General features: G+C 49.4%; 22 protein-coding genes. 7 read left to right on the top strand and 15 right to left on the bottom strand.

Translation table 11 applies throughout. The annotated features are described in order from the left end of the window. Positions 1 to 16: 16 nt before the first annotated feature. A complete protein-coding gene (locus IE055_RS04640) occupies positions 17 to 988 on the bottom strand; it encodes a lysylphosphatidylglycerol synthase transmembrane domain-containing protein (RefSeq protein WP_189398806.1) in 972 nt (323 codons plus the stop codon). Between the two features lie 127 nt (positions 989 to 1115). On the opposite strand from IE055_RS04640, the gene IE055_RS04635 reads away from it, so the two are divergent. After that, positions 1116 to 1400 (top strand): peptidylprolyl isomerase, encoded by a 285-nt coding sequence (locus tag IE055_RS04635; RefSeq protein ID WP_189398805.1) that lies wholly within the window; start codon positions 1116 to 1118, stop codon positions 1398 to 1400. Between the two features lie 95 nt (positions 1401 to 1495). On the opposite strand, the gene IE055_RS04630 is transcribed toward IE055_RS04635, so the two are convergent. From IE055_RS04630 to IE055_RS04615, 4 genes are all read right to left on the bottom strand, one after another. Beyond that, positions 1496 to 1819 (bottom strand): AzlD domain-containing protein, encoded by a 324-nt coding sequence (locus IE055_RS04630; RefSeq protein WP_189398804.1) that lies wholly within the window; start codon positions 1817 to 1819, stop codon positions 1496 to 1498. Beyond that, complete coding sequence (locus IE055_RS04625; RefSeq protein WP_189398803.1) at positions 1816 to 2517, bottom strand: AzlC family ABC transporter permease; 702 nt, start codon at positions 2515 to 2517, stop codon at positions 1816 to 1818. Before IE055_RS04625 ends, IE055_RS04630 begins: the two co-directional genes overlap by 4 nt. Continuing rightward, complete coding sequence (locus IE055_RS04620; protein ID WP_189398948.1) at positions 2507 to 3097, bottom strand: HNH endonuclease; 591 nt, start codon at positions 3095 to 3097, stop codon at positions 2507 to 2509. Before IE055_RS04620 ends, IE055_RS04625 begins: the two co-directional genes overlap by 11 nt. Positions 3098 to 3322: 225 nt before the next feature. Continuing rightward, on the bottom strand, positions 3323 to 3754 hold the full coding sequence (locus IE055_RS04615) for a GNAT family N-acetyltransferase (RefSeq protein WP_189398802.1): 432 nt from the start codon (positions 3752 to 3754) through the stop codon (positions 3323 to 3325). A 130-nt stretch (positions 3755 to 3884) separates the two neighbouring features. Between IE055_RS04615 and lepB the strand changes: the two genes are divergently transcribed. Beyond that, positions 3885 to 4538: a signal peptidase I gene (gene lepB, locus IE055_RS04610; protein ID WP_189398801.1), complete on the top strand. Its 654-nt coding sequence runs from the start codon at positions 3885 to 3887 to the stop codon at positions 4536 to 4538. 3 nt (positions 4539 to 4541) lie between these two features. Here the strand turns inward: lepB and cysB are convergent, their stop codons facing one another. The 10 genes from cysB to IE055_RS04560 form a co-directional block, all read right to left on the bottom strand. Continuing rightward, complete coding sequence (gene cysB, locus IE055_RS04605; RefSeq protein ID WP_189398800.1) at positions 4542 to 5525, bottom strand: HTH-type transcriptional regulator CysB; 984 nt, start codon at positions 5523 to 5525, stop codon at positions 4542 to 4544. A 49-nt stretch (positions 5526 to 5574) separates the two neighbouring features. Beyond that, positions 5575 to 6576: a hypothetical protein gene (locus IE055_RS04600; protein ID WP_189398799.1), complete on the bottom strand. Its 1002-nt coding sequence runs from the start codon at positions 6574 to 6576 to the stop codon at positions 5575 to 5577. Positions 6577 to 6585: 9 nt separating this feature from the next. Continuing rightward, a complete protein-coding gene (nqrM, locus tag IE055_RS04595; protein WP_189398947.1) occupies positions 6586 to 6801 on the bottom strand; it encodes a (Na+)-NQR maturation NqrM in 216 nt (71 codons plus the stop codon). A gap of 245 nt (positions 6802 to 7046) precedes the next feature. Then, positions 7047 to 8033 (bottom strand): FAD:protein FMN transferase, encoded by a 987-nt coding sequence (locus IE055_RS04590; protein ID WP_189398798.1) that lies wholly within the window; start codon positions 8031 to 8033, stop codon positions 7047 to 7049. A gap of 80 nt (positions 8034 to 8113) precedes the next feature. Beyond that, complete coding sequence (nqrF, locus tag IE055_RS04585; protein ID WP_189398797.1) at positions 8114 to 9334, bottom strand: NADH:ubiquinone reductase (Na(+)-transporting) subunit F; 1221 nt, start codon at positions 9332 to 9334, stop codon at positions 8114 to 8116. Positions 9335 to 9353: 19 nt separating this feature from the next. Continuing rightward, entirely contained in the window at positions 9354 to 9959 is a 606-nt protein-coding gene (gene nqrE / locus IE055_RS04580) for an NADH:ubiquinone reductase (Na(+)-transporting) subunit E (RefSeq protein WP_189398796.1), read from the bottom strand. Continuing rightward, entirely contained in the window at positions 9959 to 10627 is a 669-nt protein-coding gene (locus tag IE055_RS04575; RefSeq protein WP_189398795.1) for an NADH:ubiquinone reductase (Na(+)-transporting) subunit D, read from the bottom strand. Before IE055_RS04575 ends, nqrE begins: the two co-directional genes overlap by 1 nt. Positions 10628 to 10629: 2 nt before the next feature. After that, entirely contained in the window at positions 10630 to 11493 is an 864-nt protein-coding gene (locus IE055_RS04570) for a Na(+)-translocating NADH-quinone reductase subunit C (protein WP_229794132.1), read from the bottom strand. A gap of 12 nt (positions 11494 to 11505) precedes the next feature. After that, positions 11506 to 12720 carry an NADH:ubiquinone reductase (Na(+)-transporting) subunit B gene (locus IE055_RS04565; RefSeq protein ID WP_189398794.1) on the bottom strand — a complete coding sequence of 405 codons (1215 nt, stop codon included), beginning with the start codon at positions 12718 to 12720 and terminating at the stop codon, positions 11506 to 11508. A 4-nt stretch (positions 12721 to 12724) separates the two neighbouring features. Then, on the bottom strand, positions 12725 to 14059 hold the full coding sequence (locus IE055_RS04560) for a Na(+)-translocating NADH-quinone reductase subunit A (protein ID WP_189398793.1): 1335 nt from the start codon (positions 14057 to 14059) through the stop codon (positions 12725 to 12727). Between the two features lie 342 nt (positions 14060 to 14401). On the opposite strand from IE055_RS04560, the gene IE055_RS04555 reads away from it, so the two are divergent. Genes IE055_RS04555 through IE055_RS04535 form a run of 5 tightly spaced genes read left to right on the top strand, consistent with a single transcriptional unit; the run spans position 14402 to position 20495 of the window. Next, on the top strand, positions 14402 to 14782 hold the full coding sequence (locus IE055_RS04555) for a DUF6394 family protein (protein WP_189398792.1): 381 nt from the start codon (positions 14402 to 14404) through the stop codon (positions 14780 to 14782). A 49-nt stretch (positions 14783 to 14831) separates the two neighbouring features. Beyond that, positions 14832 to 16559 carry a potassium channel family protein gene (locus IE055_RS04550; protein WP_189398791.1) on the top strand — a complete coding sequence of 576 codons (1728 nt, stop codon included), beginning with the start codon at positions 14832 to 14834 and terminating at the stop codon, positions 16557 to 16559. A gap of 49 nt (positions 16560 to 16608) precedes the next feature. Continuing rightward, complete coding sequence (locus IE055_RS04545; RefSeq protein WP_189398790.1) at positions 16609 to 17508, top strand: AAA family ATPase; 900 nt, start codon at positions 16609 to 16611, stop codon at positions 17506 to 17508. 27 nt (positions 17509 to 17535) lie between these two features. After that, positions 17536 to 18450, top strand: coding sequence for a DUF58 domain-containing protein (locus IE055_RS04540; RefSeq protein ID WP_189398789.1), 915 nt, complete (start codon positions 17536 to 17538; stop codon positions 18448 to 18450). Continuing rightward, the gene (locus IE055_RS04535; RefSeq protein WP_189398788.1) at positions 18447 to 20495 is read left to right on the top strand and encodes a transglutaminase TgpA family protein; all 2049 of its coding nucleotides are present in this window, start codon (positions 18447 to 18449) and stop codon (positions 20493 to 20495) included. The genes IE055_RS04540 and IE055_RS04535 overlap by 4 nt, the downstream gene beginning before the upstream one ends. Positions 20496 to 20503 lie beyond the last annotated feature (8 nt).

Here is a 20503-nt window from a genome sequence, read left to right as displayed (position 1 = left end):
GTTTCGCAATAATAGACTATTCATGCTTTTGAGTCACAAATAATGGGTGTAGCACACCGCCAATTGCGCCATCCACAAAGGATTTGAGTCGCATCAACAACGCCACCGACAAACCCAACTCGGGACCGTAGCCCATCAACATAAACACATTAGTATAGGCAAATTCCATTAAACCAATGTTACCGAAAGAAATTGGCAGATTCATGATCAGCATGATGATGGGCGCTGCCAGCAGCATGTGCCAAAACAACACGTCCTCGGAAAATACGTTCGCCGTCACGTAAACGTTCACCACCGCAATAAAATAAAACAGCACCGAATTAATCACCGCCACGATCAGAACACGCGGTTGTGAGCGATAGGCGCCAACGGCCTGGAACAATTTGTCGACCTTACGGAACGCGTTTTGTATGAGCAATGACCTACTTGCCAGCTTGTTTTCAAGCCATTTATACAAACGTGGATCGAACACCATCCAGCCAAGAGCCAGCAATGCCAAGGCGAACACAATCAAACTGACAATCACGTAGTCAACATAAAAACGCGACAATTGCGCCAGCACGGCCAAACCCGCGCATACCAGTAACACCACAACACCGGTATACCGTTCCACAAACACCGATGCGAGCGCATCAGCCTGTCGACCAGAATACTTACCCAACTCATACGACCGAACCACATCCCCACCGACACTGGTCGGCAAAAACATATTATAAAACTGACCTACAACATAGTACGCGAAAATCCGCCAGTAGCCAGCCTCGATACCCTGCGACTGCGTAATGACGTACCACTTAAATGCGCTGACCATATTGACGCTGACCCCAACCAGTACGGACAACACTAACAGAGGCAAACTGGCCTGACCGATAAGAGTCAAAAACTGCTGTTGACCAGCCGCTGAGAACAGACCAGCCTGATACATTACCAAACCAAGCAACGAGCACGTCGCCGCAAGCTGGATTAACTTTACAAAAATCTTATTCAAGGAAGTTGTCGCCGGTCAGCGCGGTGTTTTTCAATTTATTCGTTGTTTTTGTGGATTGTAACTGGGATTCGAAGTTCAAAGTAAGTATTATGCCGCTCTTTGAAAAACACAGGTTACATCGATTCAAATGACTACTGCATCTGCAAGACATATTTTGGTCTCTACTGAGAAAGCATGCCTAGACCTAAAGGCAAAAATCGACTCGGGCGAAAAAACTTTTGAAGCGGCCGCCGCTGAATTCTCTCAATGTCCATCTGGCAAACAAGGCGGAGACTTGGGTAGCTTTGGCCCGGGGATGATGGTGCCAGAATTCGACCGCGTCGTATTCAAGGAAGACGTCGGAGTGGTGCATGGGCCGGTACAGACCCAATTCGGATACCACTTGGTGGAGATCACCAGCCGCGATGCGTAACACACAATACGTGATCGATACCCTTAAAAGGCGCAGACTCTGCGCCTTTTTTATGCCCGTTTCCTTAACTCGAGACACTGCCTCACCCGGCGTATTTAGGCCAACACCCAAAACCGTAGACAGAAGAACAACGCGGAACTCACCAACACAACGAACAAAGCCGGAACCCGCATCAAGGTCAATACACCAGCAACGGCCGCCGCGATCAGATAGTCCCAACCAGCAATATCTAAATGCATCGGCCGATACTCTAGCCGAATAACTATCGGTACCCAGATCGCAGTCAGCACAGCGAAACTGGAATAACGCAGAAAACGCTGACCTCGAACTCCCAACCTCAGTTTCAGCTGATTGCTGAAAAACAAATAGCGATTAACAAAGGTAATCGCGGTCAAACCGATGACAACCAACCAGCTCATGTTGGCGCCACGTCGCTATCCAATAGATAGCCAACCACCATACCGGCAAGTGCGGCAAAAATTAAATAACTATCGGGGAGCACCGGCTGCAAAAATACCGCAAGTACGCCACTAACCAGCATCGTCATGGCCACCGGCATTTTTCGCACCTGATCAAAGGTCATGGCGATAAAAGTGGCAGCAATCGCAAAATCGAGACCGAGTGATTCCAAATGGCCAAAGGACTCACCAGCAATAATGCCAAGTAAAGTTGCTAAATTCCAAACTAGGTAAAAGCTGAAACCGGAAGCCAGAGCGAAGCTTGGTGAGAATGTACCGGTGTTGGCGGTATGTGCTTCGGATACAGCGAACATCTCATCGGTCAGCACAAACGCAATCGCCAGTCGCCAGCGCAACGGCAAGTGCTGTACATGCTGGCGAAATGTGATCGAATACAGCAGGTGTCGCGAACTGATCACGAAGCCAGACGCGTAAATTGACAGTATTGAGCTTCCACCACCAACCAGGGTTATGGCAGACAACTGAGCTGCACCTGCGAATACCAACAAGGACATACATTGCGCTGCCAACGGAGAAAACCCAACTTGAATGGTCAGCGCACCGGTTAAAATCCCCCATGGAATTACCGCCACCGACAACGGCAAAGTATCAAGAACAGCGCGCCAGATCACATAGCGCGCAGAGGCATCACAAAGCAACGTTTGCGGTCGCCATAGTCAGCATTTCCTGTCGGTCTTCAACACGGGCCCGCAACGGACTGGTGCGCGGAAAATGCGCTTTGAGAAACGCCATTTGATCTGCCAGGACTCGACGCCCTCTCAGAAACACGTACTCTGCATGGGTTGGCACAAATGGCACCGCGATTAATTGCATGCCAGCTTGCTCCGGCGTTCGCCCCGCCTTGTAATTATTGCAGCGCTTACACGCAGTCACCACATTACTCCAAATATCTTCGCCTTGCTGCGATACGGGTCGCACGTGATCACGCGACAACTCACCGCGCACAAACGCGTTTCCGCAATACATGCAGACATAATCGTCACGAGAGAACAGTGTTTTATTGGTCAGCGGTGGCGTGTAACTTGGTAAATGGTGGAATCGACTTTGCGTCTCGCTCGGTGTTGCAATGATGGAACTTACTTCGATCACGCTTTGCAACCCGGTTAAGCCACTAACGCCTCCCCGCACCCGGTAAATCAGATTCCCGCAGCTGTAAAGTACCAATCCCGCATGGTAACAGCGCGCCGCATCTTTATACGAAATCCAGTCGATTGGCATGCCTGCCGCATCGGTTCGCAACACTTGTTGATTCAAGTCGTATGGCACGTCCTTTCTCCGTGATTCTAAATCGTGTTCGGATGAATACTGCAATGATCGATACTGGTCTGCCTACCCTTAAAACTTCTGATTGAAATAGTATGGTTTTTTTATAACAAAATTATGTCAACAACTCACGTGTTTATTTGACCGTGTATCGACTTCGCAGTCGAGCGCGCCGATGAATCACTGTTCGCGTTCCAAATCGTACCGGCTCAGATCCATTTTTTGCATAAATATTTCTGGCTTTGGCAGTGGTTCAAACCCCATTTTCTGATACAAACCGTGTGCATCCGATGTGGCCAACAACATACGCCTCAACCCCTGCAACTGTGGCAATAACAGAGCCTGCGTTAGCATAACTTTACTAAGACCTCGACCGCGGTGCTCTGGTAATACGAACACATCCGCCAAATACGCGAACGTGGCTTCATCGGTGACCATACGGCCGAACGCCACCAACTCATGATTGGTCGTCATACCAAAACACACGGAACCAGCGACTGCACGCGCCATCGTGGCCTTCGAAATACCGCGGGCCCAATAAGTACTAGTGATAAAGCGATGAATCACATCGAGATCCAGCTCTGCAGGATCGGTAGTAAAGTGATAGTCCATACGTGAAGTATAGGCAGTTTCACCATTGCCTGACTAGCGCAACCCTACTCTTTGTTAATACTCACGCAAATCCACCAAGTCTTCGGTCACACTGTCTCCTGACATTGTCTAAATGACCGAAGGTAAGCATATGCATCAAACGATACGAAAAATAGTTCGGGCGAATCGAGGCTTGCTGATTTTCCTGCTCTTGATGTCGGTATTCCGCAGTAGCTTCGCGGACTGGAACACCGTACCAACTGGGTCGATGCAACCAACCATCGTTGAAGGCGATCGCATCTTGATCAACAAACTAGCGTATGACCTGCAGCTGCCTTTTGTTAGCACCAAGCTGTTAACCTTAGGCAATCCAAAACGTGGCGACATTGTCATTTTTGAATCCTTAATTGCCAATAATCGACTAGTCAAGCGTGTGATCGGCTTGCCAGGTGACAGAGTCGCGCTCACCAATAACCAACTGATTATCAACGGCGAAGCCGTGACCTACGAAACGCTAGGTCGCGCACCGATGATGACAGAGCAATTGGAAAAACTATTTGGGCAAACACCACATCGCATCCGCACTAGCACACTCAAACAGGCACGTCAGAGTTTTGCTGAGGTAACCGTACCAAAAGGTCGCTACCTGGTGCTCGGTGACAATCGCGATAACAGCGCTGATTCACGCTTTATTGGGTTCGTACCCCGTCGTGAAATTATCGGCCGCAGCCGACGAGTGGTCATGTCGCTGAATCGAGAACACTACTACCTTCCTCGTTTAGATCGTTTCTGGCAGCCGATTTAAACGCTATCGCATTTCCGCTTCTTTCACGTACTCGCGGTACAGCTTTTCTTGCAACGACGTGTCATTGTGCGCTTTTAGCGCTTGCTCGACAACGTCACGCTTCAGATGGGACGCAAACAACTGGATAAACTCGTAGACGTATTCACGTAATACGGCATTTTTACGAATTGCCAGGCTGGTCACACTGGAGTCGAACAAATTGCCAGCATCCAACACTGCCAAGTCCTTGTCTTGAGCACGATCGTAGGCCATACGCGCGACAATACCGATGCCCATACCATTGCGCACATAAGTCTTGATTACCTCCGCATCGGCCGCCATCAGTACCACATTAATATCCAGCCCCTTGCGCTTGAACGCTCGATTAATCACTGAACGATCCGCTACACCGAAGGTATACGTAATGATTGGATGCTGAGCAATTGCTTCTAAGGTTAACAAGCCCTCACGCATTAAGGGATGCCCTTTCGGCACAATGACACAACGGTTCCATCGATAACATGGCAGCAGGATCAAGTTATCGAACAGCTCCAAGGCTTCAGTGGCGATACCAAGATCAGCTTTACCAGAATCGGTCAAACTGGCAATTTGCTCTGGGGTTCCCTGATTAATCTGCAATTGAACATTAGGATAACGCTTACGAAACGCGCTGATCACCGGCGGCAACACGTACCGTGCTTGAGTATGTGTGGTGGCGATAGACAACATTCCAGAATCAGGATGACTAAAATCATCGGCGATGCGTTTCACATTGTCGACTTCGTCCAGAATAAGGTTGAAGCGGTCTACCAGAAGCGTACCTTCTGGGGTTAATCCATTAATATGTTTGCCACTGCGCTCAAAGATAGTGACACCGAGTTCTTCCTCTAAGCGCTTGATCTGACTGCTGACCCCTGGTTGTGAGGTAAACAGCTTATCGGCTGCAGCCGTGACATTCATGCCGTTCTTGACGACTTCCGTGACGTATTGAAGTTGGCGCAGTTTCATGCGAGCAAGTGTCACATAAAACGACGCCGAAGACTATTTGTATTGTGTGCTAATTGCAGCTGACACCACTGCCATTCTTGAAGCAGTGCTTTGGAATCGAGAACTCGGAGTCAAGCGACCCGTTTTGTTCATACAAGTCGCAATTCGCCATATAGTTGGCAGTGGTCACTGGCATAGGCACTCGAACACCACTTAGGTAACCGATCACATCCTTACCCATATGCAACAGGCGCATACCATCCTCCCAGTATCGAATGCGATCTTCGCGGTTAATCAAACCGCAAGGCTTGAATTCCACGATGGCTTCTTTGGCAGCCACATACCGAGGCCAGACTTCATAAATTGCCTCATCACGACGCATGGTCTCAACTTCCGTTTTGGCAGCTTCACGCAGTTCATCCAGCATGGGTAACACACCTTCAAAACCATCCACGTTGGAATACACGGATATCATGCGATCGATAATACGGTCGATAGCAGCGAACGTCTGCGCCAATTTGACGTAGCGGCTCTCAAAAAATTTATCCATGGGGTACGAGAAAGCTTTAAATGGTTCTCCCCAAAGCTCATCTACGCCCTCTTCACCACTGAAATGCCTTACCTGTTTGCCAAGCTCAAGTGCTTCCATAAAACAGGCTTCGCACTGTTTCATCAGCTGATTATTTTCGTCGACTTGGATGCCTTTCTCCTCAAGCTCCACCACACTGGCGAAGATATCGGTCGCGCGATTGAATAACGAACCCGCCAGCATTGCGGCTTTTACACGTTTGCGGGCTGGGTTCTGCTCTTCTTCATAATACTTACGTGCGATCTCCAAGCGCCAACCAGGCGAGTTGATTCCCTCTTCAGTATGATGAAACACACGGCGCCGAAGCGAAAAGATCAAATCCTTTTTTTCGGCCATGGTATTTGGCGGCGGCGGATAGTAACGAATCCAATAGCCATCGATGTGGATACATATTTTGCCGTTGCACTCGCGAATCGCGCCGTTTTCCTGCGGCAGTTTTCCCGTTACTCCGGCAGCCTCTTTGCTTTTGGCCTGAGCGGTCATTACGGTGCGCTACGAAGCTTGCTGGCTTAATGCTTTTCGTTGCATAGCACGGCGGCGGCGACATACTTTTTTGCCTTCACAAATATCACAAGCGCCTTTCAAACCATCAATATCATTCAAACCACCGCAACTACCTTTAATTGCACGGTTGTTTACGATGACACCAATCGCCATACCAACCATAACGAGGAGGAAAACGGCGAAACTGATTAAAAATAAATTCATTCTATGCCCTACTTTTGGCTTTTCTCGATCATTGGAACCAGTCATATTGTCAAACTACGACAACATTGTCGAAAACCTCGATGCATTACACACCTTGATCAAACGCTTCACCAAAACCCAACGCTCAATTTAATGTTTTATATTACAACTACTTAGCGCTTTATCAGTTAACAAAGCGCAATATTGAATTTTAAAACGATACACAGTACGTAATGTAGTAACGCTGCACCCAGAGTGCAAGAAAATTATCGCAAATTAATCTCAAACTCTGGGCTAATTACCACGTCAACATCGGGACTCTGATCCGATCGCACCAACATGTAAGCAGCAATTTTATGCGCCCGCACAAATTCTTTAGCCTGAGTTTCGCCCATGCTCAACAACGCCGTGGCCAGCGCATCGGCAGTTGAACACCGTTCGCTCAAGACACTGACTGACGCCAATTTTTGTAGCACCGGCTTAAATGTGACAGGCGAGATCGTGTGCGAGTAATGTTGACCATTGAGAATCACGAAATTTCGATAATCACCAGACGTGGCGATTGACGCATTTGTTAGCGTCACGATTTGCTGGACACCACCCTGAACCTGTGGCTTCTCAACCCCGACACGCCAAGCATGACCTGCACCGGACAAACCGGCACCACGCAACTCGCCGCCAATATTCACCAGAAAATCATTAATCCCAAGAGTCAGTAACTCTTCTGCGACCTTATCTACCGCAAAACCTTTGGCAATTGCGGACAGGTCGAGATACACGTTATCCACGCGTTTACTCAACCGATTACCAACCAAGGTCACTTTTTCGTAACCGACACGATCTCGCAGCGCGGCTAGGGCTTCATCTGTCGGTTGACGCACAATTTTTCCTTGCGGTCCAAAGCCCCAGGCGTTAACCACTGGACCAATGGTTGGATCAAATGCCCCTTGCGTGAGCGCCGCTATCTCAAGCGCTTCCGCCAACACCACGCGAAAATCCTCAGAAATCGTATGTTCTATGCCAGCGGCGCTCTGGTTAAAGCGACTTATTTCGGAGTCATCCAAGTAGGTCGACATAGACGCGTTCACCGACGCCATCGCAGCAATCGCCGTCTGTTCAATCTGCTCAGGGTCGTGATCGGCGGTATGACGAACCACAATACGATAATCCGTCCCCATAATTGGGCCAGTGAACACGGTTTCCGTGACGGCAGGACTGAAGGCTCCACAACCGGATAAGCTGAATATCAGCATGAGTGACACATAAAAAAACAGCGAGCCCAGCCCGCTGTTTTTTGTGCCTTTTCTAGATAGGCAGTGACTTAACACAGGAACTATCCACCAAAGTCATCTAGCAAAATGTTTTCGTCTTCGACGCCCAACTCATGCAACATATTAATCACCGCTTGATTCATCATAGGTGGTCCGCACATGTAGAATTCGCAGTCTTCAGGTGCTTCGTGCTCCTTTAGATAATTTTCATACAACACGTTGTGGATAAACCCAGTGTAGCCTTCCCAATCATCCTCGGGCTGAGGGTCTGATAAAGCAACATGCCACTCAAAATTGTCATGCTCTGCTGCCAGACGATCAAAATCTTCGACATAGAACATCTCGCGTTTTGAGCGTGCACCATACCAAAATGTCATTTTACGTTTTGTCTTGATGCGCTCAAGCTGATCGAAAATATGGGAACGCATGGGCGCCATACCAGCACCACCGCCGACGAATACCATCTCAGCCTCGGTCTCTTTCGCAAAGAACTCACCAAACGGGCCCGAAATTGTCACCTCATCGCCTGGTTTCAGGTTAAAGATAAAAGACGACATCTGGCCAGGCGGTAAGCCCTCTGTACGAGGTGGCGGTGAAGCAATCCGCACATTCAGCATGATAATGCCTTTTTCCAATGGGTAGTTCGCCATTGAGTAAGCACGCACAACCTTCTCCTTCACCACGGACTCATATTGCCAAATATTGAAATGATCCCAATCTGGCTTGTATTCGTCTTGGACTAGGAAATCCGTGTACTTAACCGTGTGGGGCGGACATTCAATCTGAATATATCCACCGGCCCGGAAGTCTACATTCTCGCCCTCCGGCAGTTCCAACACTAACTCCTTAATGAAGGTCGCAACGTTATCATTTGAGCGAACTTTACAACGCCATTGTTTGACCCCGAAAACTTCTTCCGGAACCTCGATCTTCATATCCTGCTTAACCGTAACCTGACATGACAAGCGATCGCCTTCGGCTGCTTCACGCTTAGTGATGTGTGACTCCTCGGTTGGCAAAATAGAGCCACCGCCCTCGTGAATTTTGACACGGCATTGCGCACACGTACCACCACCGCCGCAGGCAGATGGCACAAAAAGCTTATTGTCAGCCAAAACGCCTAACAACTTACCACCGGCAGGGACTTCGATATCTTTTTCGCCATTAATCGAAATTTTCACGTTACCGGACGCAACCAACTTGCTTTTGGCAAACAGAATAACGGCTACCAATGCCAACACGATGGCCGTGAAAAACCCAACGCCTAAACCTATCTCTAACATAATAATTCTCTTCTACGCCTTACAGTTGGATACCGGAGAAAGCCAGAAAGCCAAGTGCCATCAAACCGACGGTGATAAAGGTAATGCCCAGGCCTTGAAGGCCATCTGGTACATCGCTGTATTTCAGCTTCTCACGAATTCCAGCCAACGCCACAATCGCCAACGCCCAACCAACACCGCTGCTGGCACCGTATACTAGACTCTCAGAGAACGTGTAATCACGCTCAACCATGAACAGTGACGCGCCCAAAATCGCGCAATTCACTGTAATCAACGGTAGAAATATACCCAACGCGTTGTAAAGAGCAGGTACAAATCGATCCAAAAACATCTCTAAAATCTGTACCAATGCTGCGATAACGCCGATGTAACTGATTAATCCAAGGAAGCTCAAATCAACATTAGGAAAACCAGCCCACGCCAAGGCGCCTTCGCGTAAAAAGTTTTGATAAATTAGATTGTTAATCGGCACCGTGATGGCAAGCACCACGAATACCGCAAAACCAAGCCCTAACGCGGTCTGAATCTTTTTAGAAACCGCCAAGAAAGTACACATGCCAAGGAAAAATGACAGTGCCAGGTTTTCAATAAAAATCGCCTTTACGGCTAAACTCAACAGATCCATTAGTGCGATCCTCCAGTAGCTTTATGTGCCACCTGAATTTCGAAGTCGGGCTGCTCCACTTGCTCTTTATTAAAAGTGCGAATCGCCCAGATCGTTAGACCAATGATGATAAACGCGCTCGGCGCCAACAACATTAGTCCGTTTGGTGTGTACCATCCGCCTTCGGAAACCGGCGTCAAAATCTGGTAACCCAGCAATGATCCGGAACCCAACAGCTCGCGAACCGTGCCGACGATGATCAAAATCAAACTGTAGCCAAGCCCATTACCGATGCCGTCTAAAAACGACAGCCAAGGACCATTTTTCATCGCATACGCTTCAGCTCGCCCCATAACAATACAGTTAGTGATGATCAGACCAACGAATACCGCCAGCTTTTTGCTGATATCGAATGCGTAGGCTTTGAGTAACTGATCAACCACAATAACCAAAGACGCAATAATCGTCATCTGCACGATGATACGAATACTTGATGGGATATGGTTTCGAATCAAACTAATCGACAGGTTCGAAAATGCCGTCACACTCGTCAACGCCAGGCACATAATCAGTGCGACAGAAAGTTGTGTCGTTACCGCCAGCGCGGAACAGATACCGAGAATTTGTAAGGCGATTGGGTTGTTTGAAACTAAAGGTTCAAACAGCGCTTTTCTTGCTTCGCTGGCCATGATTAGCTCTTCCCGTTTGTCGTGTTAGTTGTAGCAGCAGGTTGGCTGACTGTGGTATTTGAACTGGATTGCAAACGCTTTAGGTACGGACCAAAACCGTTCTCACCGAGCCAGAATTGCACCAAATTAGTGACACCGTTACTGGTTAATGTGGCGCCGGCCAGGCCGTCGATCTTATGTTCAGCATCGCTGGATTTTGGATCAACCATGCCTTTGACCAGGCGAATCACTGGCTCACCGATATTCTCGGCTACTTCTTTGCCATGCCAACTTGCCTGCCATTTGGCGTTTTCAATTTCGCCGCCCAGACCCGGGGTTTCACCGTGCTCATAAAACGTAATGCCGCTGACCGTATTGCCGTCACTTTCTAACGCTATAAAGCCATACAATGTCGACCACAAACCATAGCCTTTAATGGGCAGGATGATTTTGCTGATCTCATTTTGATCCCGTACCAAATACACATTAGCGTATTTCGACATCCCGCCTAAGCGTGCAATATCGTCTTGCTTTGCAAGGCTCAATCGATAGGCTTGATCTTTTGATGCTTTACGCTGATCGAATGTCACTGCATCAACTGCATCAGTGTATTCACCACTGCGCACATCAATTACCCGCGTTTCGACTTGTGTAAACAGCTCATCAACCGTTTTTTGCGGATCACTGATTCCCGCTACGCTGAGAATGTTGCTCTTCTTATCTAGTAACTTGTTCTCGATCTGTTGTGGACGCAGCATGGTGGCGGCGCCCGACACAATCACAGAACACACCAGACACAGCAGCGTGGCAACGCCGATGGTCTTGATCATATTGTCATTCGGCAGATGGAAGAATCCACGCTGACGATGATTCATAGTTCGTCTCATTGGTAATTCTCCTTAGGCTGCGTAGCGCGCCGCACGACGTTTGACATTTGACTGCACCACAAACCAGTCGATGAGTGGCGCAAACAAGTTAGCGAAGAGGATTGCCAGCATAATTCCTTCTGGAAATGCTGGGTTCACTACGCGGATCAATACGGTCATCAATCCGATCAGAAAGCCATACCAAAAACGACCAGTATCAGTCATTGATGCGCTCACCGGGTCAGTGGCCATAAACACCATCCCAAAGGCTAGCCCGCCGATCACAAAATGCCACTGCGGCGTCACACTGAACATAGGGTTGGTGTCGCTGCCAATCACATTAAACAGAACCGCCGTGGCAACCACACCGACCGCAACGCCCAGCATGATGCGCCAAGACGCAACCTTGGTAAATAGAAGGAACAACGCACCCATACCAATCGCTATCAGAGATGTTTCACCGATTGAGCCGGCAATGTGGCCAACAAACGATTGCTGCAACGAGTACCCGGCCTCAGTCAAGGCTTGAACACCACCGCTAGCGGCAACACTCAGCGCCGTGGCGCCGGTATAACCATCAACCGCTGTCCAGACCGCATCGCCCGAAATCTGAGCTGGATAAGCAAAGTATAGAAAGGCACGCGCAGTGAGTGCCGGGTTCAGGAAGTTCTTACCGGTACCACCGAAAACCTCTTTGCCAATCACAATACCAAAACTAATACCGAGAGCCGCCTGCCACAACGGTAGCGTCGCTGGCACGATCAGACTGAATAGAATTGACGTGACGAAAAAACCTTCGTTGATTTCATGCCCGCGCACGGACGCAAACAAAACTTCCCAAAAACCACCAACAATAAACACAGTGGCGTAAATTGGGAACCAATACCAGAAACCATGCCAGAAATTATCGAAAACGCTGGTCGGGTCTACACCAATACCAAATAGGCTCAGAAGATCACCACGCCAGCCTGCGACTTCGGTGATACCCAAACTGGCCATCGCTGTATTTGCCTGAAGGCCGACATTGTAACAACCCATCAATACGGTGGGCATTGCTGCCAACCAGACATAGATCATGACGCGCTTCAAATCAATCGCGTCACGCACGTGGTTGCGGCCGCGGTTTACATCGGCTGGTGAGTAAAAAATGGTATCAACCGCCTCGTACAAAGCATAAAACTTTTGGTACTTGCCACCATCAGTAACGTGCGGATGAATACTATCGAGTGTTCGACGTAGAAAAGACATAAAGCTAACCTTCCTTCTCGATTTGAGTGAGCGTGGAACGTAATAAAGGACCGAAATCGTGCTTACCAGGGTCTACAAAAGACAACAGCGACAAATCCTCTTCCACCAGCTCAAGACATCCCAGCTCCTGCGAGGCGTCGGTGTCTTTCACTAGTAGGGAGCGAATCAGTGGCGTTGGCAAGATATCGAGTGGCATGACTTTTTCAAACACGCCAACCGGCACCACAGCACGCGGGCTGCCATGCTGTGACGTAGAAATATCGTAAGTCTTTGGCTTGAAAATGCTGGAGATAAGCACATTCAGCGCTGAAAACTTGGTGCGTCCCGGTGCAATCCAACCCATGAACTCGCGCTCATCGTGCTCACGTATGACTGACACTTGGTTGTCATAGCGACCAAGATAGTCGGCATCACCTGTGGCCGTGTGACCATTGAGCACTGAACCACTAATCACGCGTTTCTTGCCGTCCGCGGTGCGGCCTTCGATCAATTCGCTGACATTCGCACCAGCGCGTGTCTTGAAGACCCGTGGTGAATTAACTAAAGGCCCAGCCAGCGCCACATAACGGCTGACATCTAACTTGCCTTGATTAAACAGAGCACCCAGCGCAATCACGTCTTGATAGCCAATCGTCCATACTGTTTTCTGTGCGAACACCGGATCGATATGGTGAATATGCGTGCTACTCAACCCTGCCGGATGCTTGCCGCTAAAACGTGCTGTTTTAACAGCGCTCCCAGACAAGCTTGGCAATTGTGCAGTATCGGATTGACACACGTAAACTGGAATATCAAATTTCCCAAGAATGCTGACGCCTAGCGCGAAATCGGCAGCGCGTTCATCAATCACAACGGCCGGGTCCACTGCCAACGGATTCGTATCCATTGCATTCACAAAAATCGAATTCGCACTGCTGTCGATCGCGGGAATTTTGCCGTAGGGACGCGTTCGAAACGCAACCCAAAGGCCGGACGCCTGCAAAACTTTGCGCACATCGGCTTCAGACGCGGACGCGACTTCTTTGCAGTCAAAAAGCTCAGCGTCGTCGCCTTCAATCGCAATCACCACCGAGACCAGCGCACGCTTGGCACCTCGATTGATCGCAGCCACGGTACCTGCCGCGGGCGAGGTTATGATGACACCTGGGTTTTTCTTATCTTCGAACAGCGGCGTCCCAACTTTTACTTGATCACCTTCTCGAACCAACATCGTCGGCTTCAACCCAATATAGTCACTCCCTAGAACAGCAACGGTTTTGACATCGTTTGCCACATCAATACGCTCATCGGGACGGCCCTTCAATGGGATATCAAGCCCTTTCTTAATCTTGAATAACAATGATTACCTCGCCAAATATCAAGTTGGCTGCCTATCGTGAGTTAGCGTGCAGTGCCGACATCAGGGACGACCAGTCCACCGGTCGGCATGCCTCTTGCGCGCGAATAGTATACAACTTTGCCAAACCGAGCAACAGTTAGTTCCGGGATCAAAATAAAGCATGCTCGCAGCCCAGCTTGCCCCGCGATTATTCGGCCCAGAGAATGCAAAACACCAATTTATGCGCTTTGTGCTAAGCTCTGCCCTGTGGACCAAACTAGGCGGTCAAAAGCCAAGGCTTTCTACCGCTAGCGCATACCATATACCAAACTAGTTTAAGAATCCGTCAACACAGGAACCCCTATGAATTTTGAAAAAGTCGTTTTTGCGTTCTTCATTATTCTCGCCATGTCACTTAACTTCGGTTTTTTTATCGGTGAGATCGCTGAACCAGCGCATCATCACCCGTACGAGCTGTTTGCGGCACTGGTTGTTAGCTTGATTTGCACGATTATGAAATTCGGTGATCGAACGCAATTTGGCTCGACCGTGCTGGCTTCTAGCCTAGTGGTGGACGGACTATTGATCGCGGCTGCAATCAGCTGGGCTCTGGCTACAACGGGCGGGCAGACGATGTCTCCGATGACAATGGCCAGCATCACATCATTGGCCGGTGGCGCGCTGATCGCCAACATCATATCGGTAATTCTGTTAATCATTGAGACCAGCCAGGTACGTAAGTAAGTGATCGATACATCAAGACGATCACTTTAGTTACTGATAATAAACGCTTGTGTCTGATATCTTTTTTCTAGTATTGCGACGAATGCGGGTTCCGCTGATCTTTTTGATCAGCGTGTACGCAGTATCGACGCTCGGCATGACACTTATTCCAGGTCAAGATGCCGATGGCAACGTTTGGCACATGGATTTCTTTCATGCCTTTTATTTTGTCAGCTTCATGGGCACAACAATTGGCTTCGGCGAGATACCCTACCCGTTCACTGATGCGCAGCGAGCCTGGGTTCTTGCGTGCATTTACACCTCGGTAATTGCGTGGCTTTATGGAATCGGGAGCCTACTTCGACTGGCGCAAGATGAAACGTTTCAGACCGCCGTGTCAGAACGTCAATTTAGAGTCAGCATCCGACGCATCGATCAGCCCTTCTACATTATTTGCGGCTATGGGGAAACTGGCGAACTTATCACTCGTGGCCTAGCCGAGATGGGGATGCAAACGGTGCTCATCGACCAAAACCCAGAGCGCACAAATTCACTGGAGCTCGAGAATTTATTAGTGGCGCCGATTGTACTCAAAGCCGACATCACTGAACCAAAAAACTTATCGTCCGCTGGAATCAATTCACCTTTCTGCCGCGGCGTTATCGCAGTCACGCAAAACGATCACACAAACCTTAAGGTAGCGGTTGCCAGCAAACTGGTTAACAACGGTGTGCCGGTGATTTGTCGTTCTGAGATCCAGGACGAAGCCGATAATATGGCGTCATTTGGCACGAACGCCATCGTCAACCCCTACCTAACATTCGCCAAACGACTGCGCTTATTGACCCAAAACCCGGCACTGCACCGCATTCAGAATTGGTTCATTAACCAATCCAGCGCCGAGCATATTGACCACAAAATCGCACAGGATGGCCTACCTAGCGGGCACTGGATCATTTGCGGCTATGGCCGATTTGGCCGCGCGGTCTATGAGGCACTGGCCGAATCAGACATCAAGTTAACCGTGGTGGACGCAGACCCGATTGCTCAGATGGCACCACAAGGCACCATTGTCGGGCGTGGCACCGAGGCTAAAACACTCCGAGAAGCAAACATTGAAGATGCGACAGTTATCGTGGCTGCCAGTAACGATGACGCCAACAACTTGTCGATTCTAATTACCGCAAAGCAACTAAATAAAGACATCGTCACGATCGGTCGCGTGAGTCACGAAACCGATAATGTGTTGTTCGAGCACGCACGCTGTGATTATATTTTCAGACGCAGCCAAGTCATTGCCAATCAGGTGCTGACCATTATTTCGCGCCCGCTGGTTGCCCGCTTTATTCAGTATTCAACCACCTTATCGCCCAAGGCAACCAACGATTTAATTCAACGCATTAGCAATCTGACACACCACCGTGCGCCCAGCACCTGGCGCCTTGTGATCAGCGCTGAGCGCGCGCCCGCCTTGTTCAATCATGTTGATCGCGGTGGCAAAATTACGATTGCACAATTATGCGAGCATCCGCGATTCACCAACGAGCTTGCCATTCCCTTGCTGTTGCTGCGAGGCGGCATGAGTCATCTACTGCCGGACCCTGAAACACAAATTCAGCTGGACGACGAATTGCTAGTCTGCGGGCGGCAGCACAAAACCATCCTGGCACACAGGCTTCGCGACAATCATGAATTGGTTGACACACTGATCAACGGTAACGCACATGTCATCCCGCTGATCCGCTGGTTATACCGTCGCAAACACAGACCCGCTCGGGTTAGAACCGACAATCCATAGTCCAATTGACATTGAATTCCGTACAACGTAAACCAACATAGCTTAACGTATGCAAAAACTCGATACCCTACTGGATCGGCTCAACACCGTAATCCTCGGCAATCCATTGGCCACTAAGCTGGCTGTCGTGTGTCTGCTGGCGCGTGGTCATTTATTAATTGAAGACATTCCGGGCGTGGGGAAAACCACACTGTCGCATGCGCTGGCAAATCTCTTGGGGCTGCCATTTAAGCGCGTTCAGTTCACCAGCGACCTGCTACCGACGGACATTATCGGGATGACTATATTTGATATGGAGAGCAAAAAATTCCATTTCAAAAAAGGCCCCTTGTTTACCTCCATCCTACTGGCTGACGAAATCAACCGTGCGACGCCAAAAAGCCAAAGTGCACTGCTGCAAGCAATGGAGGAGAAGGAAGTTTCAATCGAAGGAAGACAAGTGAGTTTAAGTGATCCCTTTTTTGTGATCGCCACCCAAAACCCGCTGGAGCAAAGCGGTACCTTTCCGCTGCCGGAGTCACAGCTTGATCGTTTTTTGATGCGGCTTTCGCTCGGCTACCCGAGTGCCGAACATGAGCGCAAGTTACTACTACAACAAAACCAACGCCCCGAACTCAACACCGCTATCTTTAGTCAGACCGAAGTCGCCAACCTGATCGCGCTGGTGGATAAAATTCATGTCAGCGAATCACTGGTCGTCTATCTACAAACCTTGCTGGCAAAAACGCGAGAAAGCGGTGTTTTTGTGACAGGCCTGTCTCCGCGTGCCGGCCTGCAATGGTTGCAAGCCGCCAAAGCGTTGGCCATGCTGGAAGGCCGAGACAAAGCACTACCGGACGACATCAAACTTCTCGCCCCCTTCACGGCGGCTCATCGCTTGCATTGCGCTGATGGCTCGGACACTGTGACTGAATTGACATCAATCATTAATAGCACTGAAATTTTGTAAACTTCGAGCCCTCAATTCCCGCTAGACATGCACGAATTCACCATCGGCCGACGCCAACTGTACATCCTGCCAACCCGAATCGGCTGGTATTATTCGCTGATTCTGGTGGCACTGTTCGGGATCGCCGTAAAATTCGACAATCAAGCCGCATTTATGATGCTGTTTATTTTGATCGCGGTCGGACTGGTGGCCATGATTTACACGCACAATAATGTGATCGGTTTATCGCTCTCAGCACAACCAAGCAAGTCTGTGTTCCTCGGCGAATCCGCTATTTTCCCGGTCACGCTCAAAAATGCCAGCGGCAAACCACGCTCAGCCGTGTGGCTGATCTGTGGCGGTTTTCACAAACTGTGCAATTTAAGCGCCGATGATTCACAGCAGGTTGATTTGAAGCTACCAACCATTCAACGCGGCTACCTCACTTGTGATCCCATTATCATCAGCTCGCAGTTCCCCATCGGCATTTTCTTTTGTTGGACCAAACGATTTTTCTCAGATCAACGTTGCTTGGTATACCCCCAACCACTGGACTTGATTGCATTACCTGAGGACGGAGCCAATGAAGGCCAGCAACAAGCCAACCCCAATGTCAGAGTTGGTGCCGAGGATTACGCCGGTATGAAAAGTTATCAGGCCGGAGATCGCCTACGCGATATTCATTGGCCGTCACTAGCCAAAACGAATAAGCTGGTTTCCATTCAATATGAAAATCAAACCAATAGCGCTGTTAACCTTAGCTGGTTTAACCTACCTTCTGCCATGTCGATTGAAGATCGACTGAGCCAACTCTGCTTTTGGCTGATCGAAGCTGAAAAAGCCGATCAACGATATCAACTTGAGATGCCGAATCACACCTTGGCGTTCGACAAAGGGCAAAACCATTACCATGCCTGCCTCCGGGTTCTGGCGTTGTGGGGCGATGACGAGGTCAGTCCGTGATTAAGCTTCTTGAACGGTTTGGCTTGAGCTTACCCCCGCTACCGAGCACTCCGCCGACGCATTCACCACATCACGCCACTTTGTTGCAGTTGGCGTTCATTATCGGCATTGCTGTACTGATGCATTTTCAGATTGCTGATCCCGCCATTGGTCTGTTCGCGGTCGCGGTCTATGCGCTAAAAGTCGGGCTATTAATCCGTGGACGCACTGCCCCACCACGACTTCTGATGATGGCACTGACGATCTTCAGCCTAGTGTTGATTGTATTTCTTTACGGCGGCTGGAATGGGCAACGCGCGGGCATCAGTTTTTTAGTTTTGCTGGTCGCACTAAAATTTCTCGAATCTCGTGGCCTTAGAGATTATTTTGTCGTCTGTCTGATACTGTACTTTCTCGCCGCCTCCAGCTTTCTGTTCAATTCCTCGATTCTCAGCATCGGCATCGTTGTCCTGTATACGCTGGCCATAACCAGCATCTTATTTCAGCTTAGCGACCCCACCGTACAGCACTGGATCAAGCCGTTCAAATCGGCCGCGATGATCGTACTAAAGGCCCTACCACTGGCAATTTTGTTGTTTTTTCTGTTTCCACGTATCCAAGGCGATTTTGGCTTTCTACCTTCGCAGGACGAGCGCACCTCAGAACTCGGAGACAGCTTAGTTGCGGGCGATCTTGCCTCATCTGCATTTAACAACGCGCTCGCATTTCGCGTCGAATTTGAAGGCAACGTACCGGCACCTGCCGACCGTTACTGGCGAGTCAAAGTCATGGACGTTGAGGAAAATTTCTCGTGGCGAGTCAGGTCGCCCAGCGTGCAAGATTTCCAACGCTCCAAAGAAATGCATAGCAAATTGGATCTGGAGTCAGGACGGATCAAATACCAGGTTCTGCACGAGCAATCTTCCGATCTATTCATACCCTACCTGGATTACATCTCTGGGGCGGAGCTGGGCCGATTACTGCTGGACTATTCAATGGTGCAACGCGAACCGAGTGCAACGTCCTTCACTTACTTCGGTAGCTCGAACTTAAATCAGGCGATTCCCGCACCAGCACCGCAAGGAAAACCTCAGGTCGAAAGCGAGCCAAGCGCAAAGCTAATGGCACTGTTATCTGAATGGCGCGAGCAAGCACAAAACGATGCGGACCTGGTCCGGCTGGCGTATGGGTACTTCCAACAAAATGATTTCGCCTATTCACTAATGCCTGAGGGACTGCGGGATGACAATAAAATAGAAGATTTCCTTCTCAACACGCGGGTAGGTTATTGCGAGCATTATGCCAGCGCCTTCACCATTCTAATGCGCTGGTTAAACGTGCCGGCACGCGTCGTTGTCGGCTATCAAGGTGGTCGCTTCAATCGTACTGGCAATTTCCTTGAAGTACGTTACTCCGATGCCCACGCGTGGAGCGAGGTCTGGATTAATGGCCGTTGGCAACGCGTAGACCCAACGGCGGCCATTAGCCCGGAGCGGATCGAGTACGGCATGGACGCACTCATGGAACTGTGGGACGAAGACGGACTTAACGGCCTTGGCGGCGGCACGCTCTCAGAATTTCTGAACCCAGGCACCGGTACCCGCATGATGCGACAACTGCGCGAAACTTGGAGCAATATCTCGTACCAATGGAACAAATGGATTGTTGACTATGATTTCAAAACACAAAAAGAGTTACTGAGTAAATTTGGTTTTGAAGGCCGCAATAGTGCTTACGTGCTAATTATGCTTATGTTCGCCGCGGTATCGACGCTGATGTTATTCTATTTTTGGCGCTTACTCCCCAAACGTGTTCCACGCAGTGAGGCGCAACGGCTGTATTTGCGTTTTATAAAGCAATTCGACAAAGTGGACATCCACAAGTTGCCCAGTGAGACACCGCGGGAATTTGCCGAAAAAGCAATCACCGCTGCACCGCAGGAATCGGCGGCAATTGCGCAAATCACCGACATTTATGAGAATATACGCTATGGTGAAGCTTCGAGTAATTCGAACGACCAAATACAAGAACTAAAGCGACTGGTTAAACAATTCACCCTTCGTTGAGCTATGCA

Origin of the sequence: Arenicella chitinivorans (assembly GCF_014651515.1) — a bacterium.
In the GTDB taxonomy this organism is placed as follows: domain Bacteria; phylum Pseudomonadota; class Gammaproteobacteria; order Arenicellales; family Arenicellaceae; genus Arenicella; species Arenicella chitinivorans.
The sequence above is the reverse complement of the archived record's forward strand: the minus strand, read 5'-3'. Positions and strand labels throughout refer to the sequence as shown.

Coding starts and splice junctions, on each gene's coding strand:
- IE055_RS04575 (WP_189398795.1), bottom strand. CDS start 10,627: ATGGCCAGCGAAGCAAGAAAAGCGCTGTTTGAACCTTTAGTTTCAAAC.
- IE055_RS04565 (WP_189398794.1), bottom strand. CDS start 12,720: ATGTCTTTTCTACGTCGAACACTCGATAGTATTCATCCGCACGTTACT.
- cysB (WP_189398800.1), bottom strand. CDS start 5,525: ATGAAACTGCGCCAACTTCAATACGTCACGGAAGTCGTCAAGAACGGC.
- IE055_RS04570 (WP_229794132.1), bottom strand. CDS start 11,493: ATGAGACGAACTATGAATCATCGTCAGCGTGGATTCTTCCATCTGCCG.
- lepB (WP_189398801.1), top strand. CDS start 3,885: ATGCATCAAACGATACGAAAAATAGTTCGGGCGAATCGAGGCTTGCTG.
- IE055_RS04615 (WP_189398802.1), bottom strand. CDS start 3,754: ATGGACTATCACTTTACTACCGATCCTGCAGAGCTGGATCTCGATGTG.
- nqrF (WP_189398797.1), bottom strand. CDS start 9,334: ATGTTAGAGATAGGTTTAGGCGTTGGGTTTTTCACGGCCATCGTGTTG.
- IE055_RS04620 (WP_189398948.1), bottom strand. CDS start 3,097: ATGCCAATCGACTGGATTTCGTATAAAGATGCGGCGCGCTGTTACCAT.
- nqrE (WP_189398796.1), bottom strand. CDS start 9,959: ATGGATCTGTTGAGTTTAGCCGTAAAGGCGATTTTTATTGAAAACCTG.
- IE055_RS04545 (WP_189398790.1), top strand. CDS start 16,609: ATGCAAAAACTCGATACCCTACTGGATCGGCTCAACACCGTAATCCTC.
- IE055_RS04590 (WP_189398798.1), bottom strand. CDS start 8,033: ATGCTGATATTCAGCTTATCCGGTTGTGGAGCCTTCAGTCCTGCCGTC.
- nqrM (WP_189398947.1), bottom strand. CDS start 6,801: ATGAATTTATTTTTAATCAGTTTCGCCGTTTTCCTCCTCGTTATGGTT.
- IE055_RS04600 (WP_189398799.1), bottom strand. CDS start 6,576: ATGACCGCTCAGGCCAAAAGCAAAGAGGCTGCCGGAGTAACGGGAAAA.
- IE055_RS04540 (WP_189398789.1), top strand. CDS start 17,536: ATGCACGAATTCACCATCGGCCGACGCCAACTGTACATCCTGCCAACC.
- IE055_RS04635 (WP_189398805.1), top strand. CDS start 1,116: ATGACTACTGCATCTGCAAGACATATTTTGGTCTCTACTGAGAAAGCA.
- IE055_RS04630 (WP_189398804.1), bottom strand. CDS start 1,819: ATGAGCTGGTTGGTTGTCATCGGTTTGACCGCGATTACCTTTGTTAAT.
- IE055_RS04555 (WP_189398792.1), top strand. CDS start 14,402: ATGAATTTTGAAAAAGTCGTTTTTGCGTTCTTCATTATTCTCGCCATG.